The sequence below is a fragment of the Mucilaginibacter sp. 320_HR genome (assembly GCF_059691875.1).
In genome coordinates, this window is record NZ_JCAWAI010000001.1 from 326,538 (window position 1) to 343,571 (window position 17,034).

Consider the following 17,034-nt stretch of genomic DNA (forward strand, 5'->3'; position numbering starts at 1 on the left):
TATTAAAAGCCATGAAAAAGAGAATCTTAATTATTGTATCAAATGCAAATGCCATTGGCCCAAACAAAAGAAGAACAGGTACATTTTTGCCCGAAGTAGCGCATCCGTATGCAGAGTTTGTGCAGGCTGGCTACCAAATAGATTTTGCCAGTTTAACCGGCGACACGCCTTACCTGGATGCTCTTAATCTTGCAGATGATCCGAATAACCTAAACTTCCTCACCGGACAAGGTTGGGCAGACATGCAAAAGGCCGCGCAGCTTGATAAAGTAGACGTAAGTACTTATGATGCCGTATTCATCCCCGGTGGGCTTGCACCTATGGTGGACATGCCCGAAGCCCCATTGCTAAAGAAAGTTATTGCCGAAACCTTTGAACGCAATGCGGTAGTAGGAGCTGTTTGCCACGGGCCGGTGTCGTTACTCAACGTAAAACTGAAAGACGGCAGTTACCTGGTAAACGGCCGCAATATTGCCTCTTTCACAACTGAAGAAGAAGATAATTATGCCAGGGCTGATGTGCCATTTGATTTACAAGCCGCATTAACAAAGCAAGGCGCTATCTTCCATGCTGCTGAGCCCTGGTCGGCTAACAGCATTGCAGACGGTAACCTGGTGACAGGTCAGAATCCGGCATCTGCAAAAGGAGTTGGCGAGAAAATCGTAGCTCTGCTAGAAGCTTAAACAGTTTAATTAACAGGTATGCACGTTCGTTACACATGGAGCGTGCATGTTAATATCCACAACAATCAAGAAGAAGACATGAAAGATCAAAGTATACACGTATTCGCCAAATGGCAGGTTGCCGAAAGTAAGTTAGCAACGGTTTTAGAGCTGTTGCCGCAAGTGGCCCGGAAAAGTTCCGATGAGCCAGGCAATCTTTACTATAATGTTTTTCAGGACAGGGCAACGCCTGATACCATCATACTTTCCGAAGCTTACCGGGATGAAGCGGCGTTAACTGAGCACCGCAATTCCGACCATTTTAAGAATATAGTAATTGGTAAGATAATACCCTTATTGGCAAACCGCGAAGTTGTGTTAACCAATAAACTTGCACTTTAGCTTGTCGCTCATTAATGTTTAATAGAACTGATCAGTCATGGTGCTATCATAAATAAATTTTCGGCAAATTAGGAGTACTGTTGAAATAAATACCCCAAAATGCGGACTTTTTCCTACATGTATTGACATGTAAAAGCTAGATTACCTTAACTGATAATTGGATTGTTTTTTGATAAGCTGAGCTGAAACAGTACATATTAGATTATACAATTACTTAAACCTTACATGAAAATTTCTTTAAAAGGCATGCTGGCCATTTCAGCGGCAGTAATAATGTTGCATGTATCCTGCAAAAAAACTGTTATTACTCCAGCGGACACCAAATCTAATCTGGATGTTTTAAGCAAAAAACTCGCGTTTGACATTTACAGATCTCTATCTGGGAATGTTGATAATACGGATAAGATTAAAAATAACGAGACTCGGCAAGGCAGTGTAAGAACTATGGAGCAACCAGGCTGCGGACTTGCCGTAAAACGCACTAAAGACAGCAGTGCTGTAAGCGGTGATACTACACGTACATTTATTGGTAATTCTATATTTACTTATATGTGTAACGGGTACTTCCATGACAACTACCGGTTAGATGCTTATACACTTGCAGATACCTTGAAAACTACTGAAAAAGGTACCGGATTTAACAACGTTTATAACGTAACGCTTAACTATGCGGTTAAAACGCTCGACCCATATTATTCCTTCGTTTCTATTGATGGAAGAACTACTACGTCTGACTATACCTCAAAAGTGACCAATGGTGAGACTACCGAGTTTCACCAGATTTCTACCGTGTATACCCTAAACGAGTTATTGGGCCAACGAGTAGGTAACAAAACGGTTTACAAGCTAGGTGGAGTAAACTTTACAACTGCTACATTAGATAAGGACGCTACTACCAGTGCTGATGGCAAAAAGAATAATTATAGTGGGCATATGGTATTTTCCGGTAATACTCTCCACGTATTTTTTGATGCTCCAAACGGTACTTTCAAAAAGTTTATAATAGACTTAACCACAGGGGAGACTACAGCTGTTGAGTAACCGTATTGACTCTTTATCCTTATAACAAAGAAGCCTTGCAATATTGCAGGGCTTCTTTGTTATTAAACTTTTTCGGCATGTAGCTTAATTTAAATAGAAGTCGTTAGGCTTACAAGGTTCTGGTACGTTAGCTTCACCAATTAGTTGCTTCAGGTTAATTTCAATAGTGGTGGCAATAGCCGTCATAGCAGTATCGGTAGGCCTGTTGCTAAATGGGTCCTGCAGGTGTGTTGCTGTCCTTTCCAGTAAAAAGAAGAAACAGGCGATAATAAGGGAAGTTGGCACCGCAATGTAAAAGTCTATGTCGCGCAGTGCAATGGTGAGTATAATAGTAAATACGTAAATGATCATGTGCAGGAACAAACGGTAAGTGCTGGGGAAAACAGTGCTCTTAATCCGTTCTGCCATGCCCATGGAATTGGTGAGGCTTACCTGGGTGTTGTTTATTTGTACATGGCTGAAGGGATCAAGATGGTTAGCAGTTCTCAACTCGGTGATGTCTGCAGCGTTCTGCTGTAGTAAGGCAAGCGGCTTGTTCTGGTGGGCTTTATAGTTTTCCAGTTCATGGGTGTCAATCAGCCGGTCTAACCTATCCAGCGCATCCAGCCCGCGTAACGACCTGCCAAGCGCATAACACCATGCAATTTGCCGGTAGGTAATGGCCCGTACAGTTTCTTTGTTCCCACCGGTTACAAAGGACTGCAGCTGAATAACCAGGTTGCGGGAATCGTTCACTATACTACCCCATATTTTTCGTGCTTCCCACCACCTGTCGTAAGATTGGTTTAACTTGAAAGACAGAATGATGGATATGGCTGTTCCCAAAAAGGTAGGGATGGTAATTGGCACCGGCGGGATGGCGTGTTTAAAAGCGATGCTGATGGCGTAAATAGCTGCCGATGTAAGGCAGACGTAATAGATCTCGGGCGTTAGTTTACTTAGTACGTACTTGAACGGTGGTCTGTTGTTTAATAGCATAAATGTATTTCCAATTAAATTTCAACTTATATTGCTGGTTTTAAGCAGCCGTATTTTCATGTTGGGAAATACCTGTAATTTCCCCCATTACTTGCAAATAAACTTTAAAATAGCCTGCAAAACAGGTGTGGTTTTTAAAGGTCCTTGCATAGTTTTCAGGATCAAAAAGGCCAAATAGATGCTATCCGGCGGGTTTTTTGACCGATTACGTTTAGTGTGCCTGCAGGTGTTCAAACCCTTTGGGCTCAAAAAACGCTGAACACTTTAATACAAATGGGGGCTTTTTGTTAATTTTCCGAGATGGTGTTACATGGCTATTTCATGGCCGGGGCGCGGGTCCTCCGGCAAGATTTCCATATCCGGAAATTCTATATAGTCTGCATACCATTGTATAGCACCAACCACGTCGAGGGCGTCCTCGGCAGCTATGTTAATAGTCTCGAAAGCGTATAGTTTATCATGAGCGTACCCGTACAACTGTATCTCGCCGTCGTTAGGGGTAAATTGATCATAGTTTAAGCAATAAACCCTGATCTTTAAGTTAGTATCTCTGGAGTGGATAACATCCCTGCACGGATCATTAGGATCGGTAGCCAATAAATATACATTGTAATCCATACTGCTATAACATTGGGAGTTATTAATTTACGAATATCTTAATGATAACTAATTACACGCTATTGTGTTTTGGATAATATTATTTTGCCCATGGGGAAAACTTCCCCATGTTTTGAGAACGTTTCTCCACATAAATAAACTAATGGTTGAGAAAAAGAGCGTTCTACATCAAAATAGAGCTGTTTTCGTTTTCGGCACAGCAATTGAATTAAACTTAATACCCTTCTCAAAGGGTGTTTTTCATAGGTAGATGTAGGGCCGAACGACTGCGAGAGTTTTTCGGCCTTTTTTGTTTTAAAAGGCCTACTCTAATTAAGCTTACTCCTATAATTGCTACTCTGTTTACAGCTAACAACTTTCCTGGTTAGCTCAATCCTTTTACTTCCATTGTCCGTTAGTTCAGGTAATTAACACCTATAAGCTAATAACTTACTAACTATGGAAACAAACATTAACCCTACAACAGGCGGAGCAAACATGGCCAGGCGGTCGTTCTTGCGTTATGCTGGTGCCGGGGCAGCTGCAGTAGCCGTTTTTGGCGCAGCGTCATGCGGTAAAGATTATATTAAAAACCCTGATGGCACTTACATTGATATTGGTGCCGGCGACGTGGGTATCCTTAACTATGCCTATGCGCTTGAGCAACTAGAGGCTGCGTTTTACTTGCAGGTTGTTGCAACGCCATACAGCGGCATCAGTATAGCAGAAACTGCTTACCTGACTGACATTAAGGATCATGAGGTATTACATCGCGACTTCTTTAAAACGGCGTTAGGTTCGGCTGCAATCCCTGCACTTGAGGTAGATTTTAGTTCTATCAACTTTAGTGACCGTACTGCTGTACTTGCTGCTGCTAAAACTTTTGAAGACACAGGTGTAAAAGCTTATGATGGTGCCGGATACCTGATCCAGAGTGCTGATTACCTGACTATAGCTGGTAAAATTGTTTCTGTAGAAGCAAGACATGCAGCTTTGATTGCCAATCTTATAAGCCCGGGAAGCTTTGCAAATCCTGATCAGGTAGATGAAAACGGTATAAACCGTTCGGCAACTATTGCAGAGGTACTGGCAGCTGTAAACCCTCTTTTAAAGAAGAAAGTGTATGCAGCCAATTTTAATTACCCTATAGCTTAACATCACCATGAATTTATTTAACATAATAGACGAAATACAAAAAGTAGATCCGGAAATAAACGACAGGTTTAATCCTCGCCGTGCCGCGATCAAAAATATAACCAGCTTCGGCTCTAAGGTTGCTGTTGCTGCATTGCCATTTGCTTTGGGTACCATGTTTAAAAAGGCTTATGGCGCCACAACAACTCCCGTTGTAGACGTGCTTAACTACGCCTTAACACTGGAGTACCTGGAAGCGGGTTTTTACAACAAAGGGTTGGCTACAAACGGCTTCATACCCGGCGGAGTTGACGCTAAGTTCATAAGCCAGATTGGTGCTGATGAAAACAAACACGTAGCCTTTCTTAAAACCGTAATTGGTCAGTTAGGTGGCACACCAGTAAGTGCACCAACTGTTGACTATACTGGTGGTAATAACAAAGGTAACGGCCCTTTCCCTGATGTATTTACTAACTACACCACATTTTTAACAGTTGGAGCTGCATTTGAAGATACAGGTGTTCGCGCTTACAAGGGTCAGGCTCCTAATTTGCTTGGCAACCAGGTAGTACTTACTGCAGCACTTGGTATTCACGCTGTAGAAGGTCGCCACGCTTCAGCATTACGTTATTTAATTAATTCTCATAAGGTTGGCACTACCGCAACACCGGCTATAAAGCCTTACATTGTGAGCTCTGCATCAAAAGGCAACGATACCGGAGCTGGTGCAGCGGATGGTAACTACGCTGGTGAAGAAAACACTACGCAAGGTGGGGTAAATCTAAGTTCTTTAGCTTCTATCGGCGTTGTAACAGCTTCTTTTGATGAGCCGCTATCTAAAGATGAAGTATTGAAATTATTGGTAGGATCATTTATTGTTACTCCGTAATCTGTACTTATTATAACAAAAAAGCCACCGTTCAAAAGTGGCTTTTTTGTTATAATACTATATACAAACACGTTATATTAGAAATGAGCAGTCGAACTTTTCCGGCCTTAACTCCTCCTGTTTCTGATCTGTTCTATACCGTGCCTGCCTGTTTTGGTAATGTAATATAAGTAAAGGGTATTTCATACAAATAAATATATAAAAATACCTCAGCATAACGCCAGGCTTAATTACTTGATCGCGTAGCTTAGTAATTTAAGCTTCCCTAAGTCGGTTCCATCTGCCTGCACTCCATCGTTCTCAATAACGCCGACTCCCATGTTTATATAATAGTCATAGGTGGCTACAGTTATAAACCCTGCTCCGTGATCTTGCTGGATTTGTATACGGGTATGTTTCACCCTTGGATAGGTAATTCCGTTAACAGTTCGTGTAATGCTGTCGGCAACTGCTGTTCCAATCATCCTTGCCGGAACACCCTGTAGCAAACCGTTGTCAGTTACATTAGCTGTCCAGCTTTGGCCTACCTTAACTGTATCATTTACATACTGCAGCTCCAAAAGCTCATTGTATATTAGCGAATTTGTTCTTATAGAAATAATATGATCTGCGTTATAGATATATCCTGGGCCAGCCACCGTTTTAGATGCGCTGTAAACAGTATGGTAAACTTTATTATTAATAACCGGTTCCTCGCCGGTAACAGTAAGCGTGGCAGTATCTGGTGCATGCCCTTCTGCCTCGATAGAATACTTCCAAAAGCTGCTCGGACTAAGTGGCTGGTAACTTCGCGACCAATCTGCCTTTGGCGGAGGCCCATAAATAGGAGGGTCAAGCTTACAGGCTTGCGTAAACAGCGCAACTATAGCAACTATATAAATTAAGGATCTGTTCATTTCGTATAGATTGATATACGTTAGATGTACAAAGTAGGTTGCAAACTTGCTAATTATTTGTAAATTTTTGTTGCTGGTTACTTAATTACTTTAAGTAAAGCATTAAATACACGTAAAAAGCTATAATTAATAGGTATTTTTTTACAAAATAAGTGCCAAAATAAATACTATGAGGTAATTGAATAGCTATTGCCAGACGGCTATCATATTTTAACACACAAAAAAAGGGCAGCGTTAAAGCTGCCCTTTTCAAAAGATTAAAAGAGAATTATTCTTTTTCGCTTTTAGCAGATTGGTTAATTGCACTTACTGCAATTTGAGTTAACAATTCATCAGTCTGCTTTTCTTCTTGTAGGGTAGCGTCTAGTAACTCTACAGCTTCGGTATAACCTAACACACCAGCAAGGGTTTTCAAAGTACCATATGAAGCTATTTCATAATGTTCAACCTTCTGGCAAGCAGATATAATACCTGCATCGCGGGTAATGCTACCGTCTTCAGTGTCGCTTACAATCTCTTCTGATTCTTTGATCAATCCAGCCATTGCTTCACATTTTTTAGCTGATGCTTTTTCTTCAATAGATTCAAACACACTTTCCAGGCGGGTAACCTGATTTTCGGTTTGTTCTATATGTGTTTCAATTGCCTGGCGCAGTTCATCAGTAGTAGCTTTTTTAGCAAGTTTAGCCAAAGCCTTTACCAGGTGAGTTTCTGCCCAATAGATATCTTTTAATTCGTCGATGAATAATTCGTTCAAAGCAGACTCTTCTACGTTTTCTGTAGTCTCAGGTGCTTTTTTAGTTTTTGACGCCGATTTACTGGCGGTTGATGCCGATTTAGCGGCTGTTTTAGTAGTTGCCATGATAGTAGATGTTTTAAATTTTGTATTATATCAACACTACCATATCTAAGAAGTTTTAATTTTAGTAGATAAATTTAATTTAAACGACCGTTTTCTGGAATGGGTAAAAATGAACGGAAATAAAATTTCGTATAAATGCTTTAAACTAAGCACCTTTTTTCACCTTTAGGCTGCTCATTAGTTGCTCGTACAAATCGTCGCTTTTGGCTTTTTGTGGCTTTAACTTCTTTATGGTAGCGCGTTTACCCTTAGATTTTGCTTCAATTATTTTAAGTAGTTCTGCATGATACTCATCCTTATATTTTGAAACGTCAAATTTCTCTGCATACTGGTTAATAAGTGCAAGCCCTACATCAAGTTCTTTCTTGCTTACGTTTACATCTTCGGCAATATTCAATTCTTCTGTGTCGCGTATTTGCTGACCAAAGCGTATGCGGGTAACCACAAGTACATTGCCTTGAGGATGCACAATACAAAGGCTTTCGGTACTGCGCAGTACAAAGCGGGCTAATCCCGCTTTTTTAGATTGCTGCAAGGCTTTTAGCAGCAGAGCGTAAGCCTTATTATTCTTGGTATCCGGCTCTGTGTAGTAAGATGTTTCGTAAAACATCGGGTTTACATCCGCAATATCAACAAAGCTTTCAATTTCAATCACCTTGCTTTTTTCAGGAGCGGCATCTTCGTAATCTTTGTCGTCAAGAATAACGTAGTCGTTATCCAATTTATAACCTTTCACAATTTTATCGTAAGGGACCTCCTTTTTCGTATTCTCGTTTACCCTTTGAAAACGAATGCGGGCATGATCGCGGGAATCAAGCATGTCCATGTCAAGTGAGGTGGTTTGCACCGCCGAATAGAGTTTTACCGGTATACTTACAAGGCCGAAGCCTAAGGAACCTTTCCAAATGGATCTCATAAATAAAATGTTGCAGGGATGAGTATAACCACCGTTACGCCAAACGGTTTTAAAGTGCAGGTATTTAACTGTTTGCTTTTAGCCTAAGATTTGGTTTTCTCCAGCTGACAAGCAGCCACATACCTTCCGCAGTTGATAAAACAATAATGGCAAACAACGCAGCGATTATACCTCCGCCCTCGGAAGCAAAGGCACCGGAAAGCGCAAGGAAGTAAATGCCAAACGGAACAATAGCGGCAATTATTAGCCCGGTTGTACCGAGCCGTATTTTAAATGGCCGCTCGGTATTCGGATGGCTAATGCGGAGCTTGATAAGAGAAATATACTCCAGCGACAAACCCGCACCATAAACGGTTACATCAATAACTAATAGCTCGGCTAAAGGCCAAAGGATCATGAAGCTAACTACAACTGAACATAGCAATATAGAAACATAAGGTGTTCGAAATCTGGAATGTAGTATGTTAAGTCTGCGTGGCAGCAGTTCATCATCGGCCATTGCTTTTGGTACCCGCGAAACAGACAGAAGTATCGCTGCGTAAAGGCCCAGCGAACTAGCCATTCCGCCGGCAGCTAACGCCGCTCCCAGCCAGTGCCCGGCAATTAATTCGCCCAGAGCCGGGAAGCCGCCTTCACTAAATAGCTGATGGTTTATGCCAGTGTTTATTGCCACCGTAATCACTAAAAAGTAAATGACCATTACCAGCGCGAATGCCGTGAAAACCGAGACAAGGTAAGAGCGTACCGGTTTTTCTACCTCGTCTGCATAGGTTGTAACGTTGTCCCAGCCCAGGCAGTTCCACATAATGGTGTACAGCGCCATGCCGAATGAAGAGTAAGAAAGGCCGTGCAAGGTTTGGTGCGGCACGCTAATGCCGCCGTTAAACTTAGCCAAAGCCATCACAAACATCACTATCAGCGGCGCCAGTACAGCAGCACTTAAGAATAGTGCAACCTTGCCTACCGGCACTATACCCAATATATTAAGCCCGGCAGATAACCATACAATAACCAGGCATACAGGTACGCGGTATTCTTCTATCCCCGGGAAAAAGTAAGATGCGTAGCCAACAAAAAGTACAGGATAAATAGCAAGGTCTACAAAGGTGTATATCCAGGTCCACCAGCCTTCGTAAAAGCCCCAGCGGTTGCCAAGCGCAAATTTTACCCAACGGTAATATCCTCCGTTTACGGGCATCATGCTGTTAAGTTCAAGCACGGTAAATATTGCAGGAACATCCCAAAGCAAAGGCACTACTAACAACAATAAAACTGCCGAGTGTTCACCAGCGTAGGCTAGTAGCGGCTCCAGACCGTACGGCCCGCCGGATACCGTAAAGAAGATAAGCGCTACAAGTTGATAAGGCTTTATCTTTCGTTTAACGGCAGGCTGGTGCATCGCTATAAAAATATTAGAAATTATGAGATAGTGAAAGATGAATGTTATTGATTACCTGGTAAAATGGATATAGCCTTTTGTAAATTGAAGGTTTGTCGCAATATCTCTGATAAAACAAGCTTTATCATAAACACTTCGGGCAAAATTCGCACATTTGCGCACAAGCATTCGCAACAATACCATGCAGCAGTACTTCATTATAGATTTCGACAGCACGTTTACACAAGTAGAAGCACTTGACGAGCTTGCCCGCATTTCCCTAAAGAGCCATCCGGAAAGGGAAGCTATCTACAAGAAAATAGAGGATCTTACCAATGCTTCTATGGAAGGCCGCCTTTCTTTTACCGAAAGTCTGCAGCAACGCGTAAAACTGCTTTGTGCCAATCGTGATCATCTTAAACAGCTGATTACGCACCTCAAGAAAAAAGTATCTGTCTCTTTCTCCCGTAATACTGCTTTTTTCAGAGATCACCAGGAAGAGGTGCTGATCGTATCAGGCGGTTTCAAGGAGTTTATAATTCCGGTGGTTACCGAGTATCACATTAAAAGAGAGAATATATACGCCAACACTTTTGAGTTTGATGAAGAAGGTAATGTAATAGGCTACGACAAAACCAACCCTTTATCGCAGGAGGGCGGCAAAGTAAAACTTTTGCGCGAAATGAACCTGCAAGGCGATATCTACGGCATTGGCGATGGATATTCCGACTTTCAGTTGAAAGAATCTGGTCTGATTAAGAAGTTCTTTGCTTTTACTGAAAACATCGAGCGCAAATCGGTTGCTGAAAAAGCTGACCACATTACTCCGAGTTTCGACGAATTCCTGTACATCAACAAGCTGCCGCGAGCTATTTCATACCCCAAGAACAGGATTAAGTGCCTGGTAGTTGGAGATATTGACGACGAAGCGCTGGCATTGGTAAAGAAGGAAGGCTATAATATCCGCCATCGAGATAGCATAGAAGATAAGTACTTGCAGGAAGCAGGTGTTTTGTTCTGCGACGAGGATAATCAACCCACGCCGGAACAGGTGCAGCAGGCGGGTAAGCTAAAGGTGATTGGCTGTTTTGGCCGGGTGGGCAGCCGCAAACTTGCGGAAGCTGCCTGTGCGAATGGTATTATTATATTCGACGACCCCAAGGATAACCCCCGGAATTCGGACTTTATACCGCGCCGCGTAACGGCGTTTATGAACGAAGGACGTACTCACACGAGCTGCAATTTTCCAGACCTGCAGCCCCCAAGGAACAATCATGCGCATCGATTAATACACATTCACCGTAACGTGCCGGGAATACTGGCAAAAATAAATGATGTATTCGCCCGGCATAACATTAACATTGTGGGTGAGTTCCTGGTAACCAACGCGCAAATAGGTTATGTAATCACAGACGTTGATGCCGGTTATGATCCGCAAGTATTAAACGAATTGAAAGCTATAGAGCAAACTATAAAGTTCAGGCTGCTATACTAGCCGGACAGTACCAGTTTACTGGTTACTTTGGCTCTCTGGAATCAAAATTAGGGTCCCAGTCCCTGTTCTCCTCTGCCAATGGTACCACCAGCACCGGGATATGCGATGTGCGTATTACAGTTTCGGCCACATTGCCCATTAACAACCGGTCTATACCTGTACGACTATGCGTACCCATTACAATAAGATCGGCACCAAATTCTTTACTGCAGCTTATAATGCCGTCGGCAGTTGCGCCAAACTCGTTAAAGTGGGTCACCTGCAGCTCACCGGCATATTTCTTTATGGTGCGGTCCACAATGTTGTCCGAGAGTTCATTTTGTATGTTGATGACTTCCATTTCCTCCATTCCGGTTCCTGCAAAAGGCAATCCGGTTATAGAATCGACAGTTGAAACCGGCATAACCGTTGGTTCCACAATATGTACCAGCCCTACATGGGCGTTAAAAGACTTAGCTAGGTCGAAACCATAAGAAGCGGCATATTCAGCATATTTACTGTCGTCTATGCCAATGAGTATTTTACTGATCTTCATGTGTAGAGGGTTGTTGGTGATCAATTACTATAACAATATCGGTGCAATATGTTTTTAAAAGATAACACTTAAGGTTTGTACCTGTTGAAGAGTTTGCCTGTGTACTTGCCAATACTAAGCTTACCCTCTATGTTTCGTTGTGCCGAATAAATGCCGCTTGCTCCGCTGAAAAAATATGCCGTAAAGCAGGCAATAGCAAAGAAAATGGCATACTCGCCGCCAAAAAGTTCAACCCCCATTATTGTGCATGCCAAAGGAGTATTGGTTGCACCTGCAAACACAGCTATAAAACCTAATGCTGCAAATAAACTTACAGGGGCATTAAGTAAGTCGGCCAAGGTATTGCCAAGTGTTGCCCCGATGTAGAACAGTGGAGTAACCTCTCCGCCTTTAAAACCGGTACCCAGCGTGATAGCCGTATAGATAAGCTTCCACAACCAGCTAAAAAAATCTGCGCCACCTTGCTGAAAAGCAGATACAATGGTAACAGCGGCCGGGTGTTCCGGCTGTACACCGAGGCTGAGATAATCTGGCTTGCCAAGGATAAATGTAAGCCCTATAATGACAATGCCTCCCATAAAGGGAATAAGCCAACCCTTTTTAATCCATTTTAAGGCTGTAGCCTTTACAATGTACACAGTTCGTGCAAACAGCATACTTACCAGCCCGAAGATTGCTGACGATAAAAGTACTTTGGCTAGTAGTAATAAACTTACAGGTAAGTGAACACTGTAAAAATCTTGCCCGGTGTTCACCACATCAATGTGATAGGGTGTATGATGAACGCCCCAAACAGATACAGTAACATCTCCTATTAAACCCGCAATAAGGCATGGAAACAATGCGGTGTATTTGAGTTGGCCAATAGTAAGCACTTCAAGCGCGAAAATAGTACCCGTAAGCGGCGTACCGAACACCGCGCCAAAGCCTGCGGCAACCCCGGCGGTGAGCACGGTTTTTTTGTCAGCCTCATCCAGCTTAAACCAGGCTGCAAAAAGATGCGCTATGCTGCCGCCGATTTGTACAGCAGTGCCCTCACGTCCGGCAGAACCTCCAAATAGATGTGTGATAGCCGTAGTGAAGAGTATGAGTGGTGCCATTCTTTTAGGTACGCCGGCACCGGGCTCATGTATTTCATCAATGATTAAGTTGTTACCCCGCTCGGCAGAGGTGCCATAAAGTTTATAAAAAAAATAAATAAGAACACCAGCAGCGGGGAGTAAGTACAGTAGCCAACTATGCGCGAACCGGAACAAAATAGCCCAGTTGAGGATCCAAAGGAAAAATGCTACCATGCTGCCAATAACAACGGCTACAGGAAATACAATTATAATCCACCGGACTAAATACTTAGAAAGAAGAAGAGTATTACTAAGCGCGTTTTTAAACATAACCTACATGCAAATAAATAAAAACTTATTTGAGTAGGCGCCATCAGCCTTTTTAGGGCGGTTCAATTAGGCGGAGCACCATCGCCTGTTGTATGATGTAAATATAAGAAATATTTAAAGTTTTATCCTGCATCCGGAAGTGTAGCAACCTCAACATTATTACGATCTAACATCGCCCTAAAATCTATTTCGGCGTTTTCCCCGAATAATTCGCTGGTAGTGGAGTATGACAATTTATATTGTCCGTCCTTCTCATACAGGTTTATTCTAAAGTCCAACCCTGCGGCGTAAATAATGCCGGTTCTGTTGGCAACAAACACCATTTCTGTTATTGGCTCACCGCCATCGTCGTTATTTTGCCAGCCATCCTGGTGAGTGTAAAAAAAATTTTCAAGCATGGCGAATTCTTCATGATAACCGGTAGCCATTAAGAGACCTCTTCTGGGTATGGAAACAATTATCTGGTCCGTTTTTAAAATATCGCAAAGTTTATTTAGAAAAGCGCCGGAAAGTATTTTTTCAGCCGACCTGTCGTAACCGGCAGCAAATACGATGCGGTCTTGCATATCTCCCATCAAATTCAAGCTTTGAGGGAGGTAAGGATCGTATTTGTAATTGCCTATATTTTCCTTCCATTGTTGAAATTGGTTATCAATAGCGGGATTGTTTAGATCATCTTTAGTTAAGTAGTAAAACTGGCCGTCCAATTCCTGAGTAAAAGCAATCATCAGATCTGTTTCTCTTCCATTGGTTAGCACAAACGGAATTGTATAAACTTCCAACAATCCTGGCTGACCAGCTCTTTTTATAACAGGTAGAACAGGTAAAGTTTCTTTATTTTCTTCACTCAATACAGGAGAAGAGGGCTCTGTACTTTTACCAAGAAGGTTTCCGAATATTCCCATGGCTTAACTATCGGTTAGCGGTATATGGAACAACTTGCCTTATGCATTGTTTTCAATAACAGCATACCGTAACGTAAGACATTCACTTTGCCAACAAAAACTTTCTTATTGCTCAACCATTACCTGACTAGCGGGTTGATATAAAAACCCAAATATGGTAAGGGACACAGTGCGATTAAACAACATATACCAAGTGTGTTAAATAGAACTGCTACCACTATTTAGCATGCCGAAGAAATACTTTTTACTGATTGCAGCCTTTTCGATAATTAAGATCTGCATACACCTGGTTGCTAACGGCAATTACGGATTACACGCTGATGAGCTGTACTATATTGCTTTAAGCAAACACCTGCAATGGGGTTATCTTGATACCTCACCGTTAATAGCGTTTGTTGCACGGTTTTCTAGCCTGTGCTTCGGCAATTCTACATTTGCTTTCCGGATTATCCCAACCTTAGTATCCGGATGTACCGTGTTCATGACCGGCCTTACAGCCTACCATCTTGGGAGCAAAAGGCTGGCAATAACTATAGCCTGTATGGGAGTTATTTGTTCGCCAGCGCTGCTGGCTACGTCTTACTTTCTACAGCCCATTGTCTTCGAGCATTTCTTCTGGACCTTAAGTGCCTTCCTGATTATTCGCTACCTGCAGACTTCACGGCCCGTGTTCCTGTTCGCTTTTGCGGTGGTAATTGCGTTCGGCATATTGAACAAGTACACCATCCTGATATACTTTGTCGCGATGATACTGGGCATCATCATATCAGGTCGCCTAAAAGATATTTTGAATAAGGAAGTCATTCTGCCGGTAGTGCTTTGCTTGCTGATAATAGCTCCGAATCTGGCCTGGCAGATCATGAATCACTTCCCGGCAGTTCATTATGTTGGTATTGTAAGGGAGAGCGTTCAGAACACCGGATTGAAGATATCCTTAATCCCATTTTTGTTTTTTCATGGGGGAGGTGTGGCTATTTGGCTAGCGGGTATCGGCTTTCTTATCTTCAGTAAACCGCATCGGGGTTACAGCTTTATTGCCTGGGCTTTTCTAATAACAATTGCTGCCTTTGTACTTCTAAACGGTAAGATATATTACCCGCTTGGCGCATTTCCGGTAGTATTTGCTGCGGGTGGCGTTTGCTGGGAAAAAATGTTTAAAGCGAGGAATATAGCCTGGCAACTTGGATTGATGGCATCGCTTATTTTACCGGCTGTAATTGCTCTACCTGCGGTAACTCCGGTGCTGCCTTTTAAGTCGGCCTTACAGTATTTTAAGTTGATGCGTACCTATTCGGACGTAACAGCGCCCTTGACCTGGGACGATGGCCATGTTCATGATATACCGCAGACCTATGCGGATATGCTGGGCTGGGAAGAGGCAGCTGCAAAAGTAAAGCAGGCTACTTTGTTGCTTAATCCGCACGAACAGCCAGGCGAGGTGATACTCACCGAAGATTACGGACTTACAGGTGCGCTCGCATTTTACAACAGGAGTGGAGTGCCTGTCATATCGCCAAACAACAGTTTTATTTTATGGTCGCCGAGAACTCTGGAGTCCGAAAGCATTATCTATGTTACCGACAAACCAACAAGTGAGGTCGGCTTACTGGCAAACGAGGTGACGCTGATAGGAAAGTTAAACAACCGCTTTGCTCACCATTACGGTTGTGGTGTATATCTGTTAAGAAAACCATCAGCTTTGTTTAAACTCAGCTATCGTCGGCAGCGGAAGAAGTTTCTTTGAGTTTTGTTAACAGCTTACTTCTCAATGTCCATCTGCTGTATTAGTCCGTTACTTATTGTGTATAGGTGCTTTACTTTCCCTTCAAAAAGAGTATTGCCGTCCAGGTCTTTCACCAGCTGATCAACATCAATCTCTAAAGTGCCGTTCTCTCTTTCGCCAAACCCCACAGGTGTTACTTTAGGGTCAATCTCTGTCCATTGCCTTTGCCAATATGCTCTAACTTCAGCGTGCCCATGCGCATAGTCGCCTTCCCATGCCCTCGACCATTTAACTTCCGGATGCATCACCTGTAATATACCGTCAATATTCCTTGCGTTAAAGGCGGCGTAAACATGTTTAATTAACCCTTGGTTCTCATTTATGTCTTTCTGGTCCATTGTTGTATATGTAAGCGGTAAGTTATAATGGCCTGTTATTTTTTAAACAGGCGAGCAATTCGCTGCATAAAGCTTCGGTGCTGCGGCGCTTCAGCCAAGGTTTTTTGTACGGCTATAATCTCTGCCTTTATGGCTTGCCGGCCATATTCCCTTACCATTGAATATGTATTTTGCTGATGCTTTACATCTGCAGCCAGATCGACGTTTAAAAGTGTGTTTGCTTCAAACAAGAGCGCGTCTGCAGGAGCAAGACGATTCAATAAATAATCGTCAATTGCTTTGATGTTATTCAACGAAGTCCGCATAGCTTAATGATTTTTGCTTTACTGTTTCCCTTACTTTCTCCAGGCATTTATATTTTGCAACCGTTACCGAATGTGTACCCGAATAGCCAAACAGCGCAGCTACATCATCAGTCTGCAAGCCATCATAGTAATAGGCTTTAAGCAGATCCATGCATTTTTTACCGGCGGTCGCAAGGTAGTGTAGTAATATCCCAGTCGCCGCTTGTTCGTCGGTTACAGCTTCCTGGTCGATGTCGTGCAAAGGCTGATTTTTACTGGTGACTTTATGGTGCTGAAGCCACAACTTTCTGGCAATACCAACCAGGTAGGTTTTCTCATTAACAATTACCTCGTGCTTTGATGTAAGCTTCTCATAATAGATCACCAAAGCATCCTGGAAAATGTCCTGCGCTTCTTCAAGACTGCCACCCATCCGCGCCACATGGCGCGCTACCTTGGGGAACGCTTTTTTATAAAGATCAAGGAAGAACGCCTCCCGCAGTTCTGCCGTTTGCAATCTGGTGTTATCGTTGTTTTCCATCGCTGTT

General features: G+C 42.7%; 19 protein-coding genes and 1 riboswitch. Of the genes, 7 read left to right on the forward strand and 12 right to left on the reverse strand.

Features of this window, described 5'->3' with window-relative positions; translation table 11 throughout:
* Nucleotides 1-11 precede the first annotated feature (11 nt).
* From AC59GT_RS01365 to AC59GT_RS01375, 3 genes are all read left to right on the forward strand, one after another.
* A complete protein-coding gene (locus AC59GT_RS01365) occupies nucleotides 12-683 on the forward strand; it encodes a type 1 glutamine amidotransferase domain-containing protein (protein WP_497235971.1) in 672 nt (223 codons plus the stop codon).
* Nucleotides 684-701: 18 nt separating this feature from the next.
* A complete protein-coding gene (locus AC59GT_RS01370; RefSeq protein WP_497235972.1) occupies nucleotides 702-1,064 on the forward strand; it encodes a putative quinol monooxygenase in 363 nt (120 codons plus the stop codon).
* Nucleotides 1,065-1,289: 225 nt separating this feature from the next.
* Nucleotides 1,290-2,105 (forward strand): hypothetical protein, encoded by an 816-nt coding sequence (locus AC59GT_RS01375; RefSeq protein WP_497235973.1) that lies wholly within the window; start codon nucleotides 1,290-1,292, stop codon nucleotides 2,103-2,105.
* 84 nt (nucleotides 2,106-2,189) lie between these two features.
* On the opposite strand, the gene AC59GT_RS01380 is transcribed toward AC59GT_RS01375, so the two are convergent.
* Both AC59GT_RS01380 and AC59GT_RS01385 read right to left on the reverse strand, forming a co-directional pair.
* The gene (locus tag AC59GT_RS01380; protein WP_497235974.1) at nucleotides 2,190-3,083 is read right to left on the reverse strand and encodes a bestrophin family protein; all 894 of its coding nucleotides are present in this window, start codon (nucleotides 3,081-3,083) and stop codon (nucleotides 2,190-2,192) included.
* 306 nt (nucleotides 3,084-3,389) lie between these two features.
* The gene (locus AC59GT_RS01385) at nucleotides 3,390-3,701 is read right to left on the reverse strand and encodes a hypothetical protein (protein WP_117384668.1); all 312 of its coding nucleotides are present in this window, start codon (nucleotides 3,699-3,701) and stop codon (nucleotides 3,390-3,392) included.
* Nucleotides 3,702-4,139: 438 nt separating this feature from the next.
* Between AC59GT_RS01385 and AC59GT_RS01390 the strand changes: the two genes are divergently transcribed.
* Nucleotides 4,140-4,835 (forward strand): ferritin-like domain-containing protein, encoded by a 696-nt coding sequence (locus tag AC59GT_RS01390; protein ID WP_117384667.1) that lies wholly within the window; start codon nucleotides 4,140-4,142, stop codon nucleotides 4,833-4,835.
* Nucleotides 4,836-4,842: 7 nt separating this feature from the next.
* Complete coding sequence (locus AC59GT_RS01395; protein ID WP_497235975.1) at nucleotides 4,843-5,703, forward strand: ferritin-like domain-containing protein; 861 nt, start codon at nucleotides 4,843-4,845, stop codon at nucleotides 5,701-5,703.
* A 230-nt stretch (nucleotides 5,704-5,933) separates the two neighbouring features.
* Here AC59GT_RS01395 and AC59GT_RS01400 read toward each other — a convergent pair whose 3' ends face one another.
* The 4 genes from AC59GT_RS01400 to AC59GT_RS01415 form a co-directional block, all read right to left on the reverse strand.
* Nucleotides 5,934-6,599 (reverse strand): hypothetical protein, encoded by a 666-nt coding sequence (locus AC59GT_RS01400; RefSeq protein ID WP_497235976.1) that lies wholly within the window; start codon nucleotides 6,597-6,599, stop codon nucleotides 5,934-5,936.
* A 268-nt stretch (nucleotides 6,600-6,867) separates the two neighbouring features.
* Nucleotides 6,868-7,461 (reverse strand): YciE/YciF ferroxidase family protein, encoded by a 594-nt coding sequence (locus AC59GT_RS01405; RefSeq protein WP_497235977.1) that lies wholly within the window; start codon nucleotides 7,459-7,461, stop codon nucleotides 6,868-6,870.
* Nucleotides 7,462-7,606: 145 nt separating this feature from the next.
* Nucleotides 7,607-8,377, reverse strand: coding sequence for a non-homologous end joining protein Ku (gene ku, locus AC59GT_RS01410; RefSeq protein ID WP_117384663.1), 771 nt, complete (start codon nucleotides 8,375-8,377; stop codon nucleotides 7,607-7,609).
* 64 nt (nucleotides 8,378-8,441) lie between these two features.
* A complete protein-coding gene (locus tag AC59GT_RS01415; RefSeq protein ID WP_497235978.1) occupies nucleotides 8,442-9,776 on the reverse strand; it encodes an APC family permease in 1,335 nt (444 codons plus the stop codon).
* Between the two features lie 181 nt (nucleotides 9,777-9,957).
* Here AC59GT_RS01415 and AC59GT_RS01420 point away from each other — a divergent pair, with 181 nt between their 5' ends.
* Nucleotides 9,958-11,250 (forward strand): HAD-IB family phosphatase, encoded by a 1,293-nt coding sequence (locus AC59GT_RS01420; RefSeq protein WP_497235979.1) that lies wholly within the window; start codon nucleotides 9,958-9,960, stop codon nucleotides 11,248-11,250.
* 22 nt (nucleotides 11,251-11,272) lie between these two features.
* Here the strand turns inward: AC59GT_RS01420 and AC59GT_RS01425 are convergent, their stop codons facing one another.
* The 3 genes from AC59GT_RS01425 to AC59GT_RS01435 all read right to left on the reverse strand — a co-directional run bounded on the left by AC59GT_RS01425 (nucleotide 11,273) and on the right by AC59GT_RS01435 (nucleotide 14,081).
* Nucleotides 11,273-11,785 (reverse strand): universal stress protein, encoded by a 513-nt coding sequence (locus AC59GT_RS01425; protein ID WP_497235980.1) that lies wholly within the window; start codon nucleotides 11,783-11,785, stop codon nucleotides 11,273-11,275.
* Nucleotides 11,786-11,853: 68 nt separating this feature from the next.
* The gene (locus tag AC59GT_RS01430; protein WP_497235981.1) at nucleotides 11,854-13,080 is read right to left on the reverse strand and encodes a voltage-gated chloride channel family protein; all 1,227 of its coding nucleotides are present in this window, start codon (nucleotides 13,078-13,080) and stop codon (nucleotides 11,854-11,856) included.
* Between the two features lie 123 nt (nucleotides 13,081-13,203).
* A riboswitch (Fluoride riboswitch) is annotated at nucleotides 13,204-13,271 on the reverse strand.
* Nucleotides 13,272-13,298: 27 nt separating this feature from the next.
* A complete protein-coding gene (locus AC59GT_RS01435) occupies nucleotides 13,299-14,081 on the reverse strand; it encodes a hypothetical protein (protein ID WP_497235982.1) in 783 nt (260 codons plus the stop codon).
* A gap of 226 nt (nucleotides 14,082-14,307) precedes the next feature.
* Between AC59GT_RS01435 and AC59GT_RS01440 the strand changes: the two genes are divergently transcribed.
* Nucleotides 14,308-15,825, forward strand: coding sequence for an ArnT family glycosyltransferase (locus AC59GT_RS01440; protein WP_497235983.1), 1,518 nt, complete (start codon nucleotides 14,308-14,310; stop codon nucleotides 15,823-15,825).
* Nucleotides 15,826-15,839: 14 nt separating this feature from the next.
* Here AC59GT_RS01440 and AC59GT_RS01445 read toward each other — a convergent pair whose 3' ends face one another.
* The 3 genes from AC59GT_RS01445 to AC59GT_RS01455 are packed head-to-tail and all read right to left on the reverse strand — an operon-like array spanning nucleotide 15,840 to nucleotide 17,027.
* Complete coding sequence (locus tag AC59GT_RS01445) at nucleotides 15,840-16,202, reverse strand: nuclear transport factor 2 family protein (RefSeq protein ID WP_497235984.1); 363 nt, start codon at nucleotides 16,200-16,202, stop codon at nucleotides 15,840-15,842.
* Nucleotides 16,203-16,237: 35 nt separating this feature from the next.
* A complete protein-coding gene (locus tag AC59GT_RS01450; protein WP_497235985.1) occupies nucleotides 16,238-16,507 on the reverse strand; it encodes a hypothetical protein in 270 nt (89 codons plus the stop codon).
* Nucleotides 16,488-17,027: an RNA polymerase sigma factor gene (locus AC59GT_RS01455; RefSeq protein WP_497235986.1), complete on the reverse strand. Its 540-nt coding sequence runs from the start codon at nucleotides 17,025-17,027 to the stop codon at nucleotides 16,488-16,490. The genes AC59GT_RS01450 and AC59GT_RS01455 overlap by 20 nt, the downstream gene beginning before the upstream one ends.
* Between the last annotated feature and the right edge of the window lie 7 nt (nucleotides 17,028-17,034).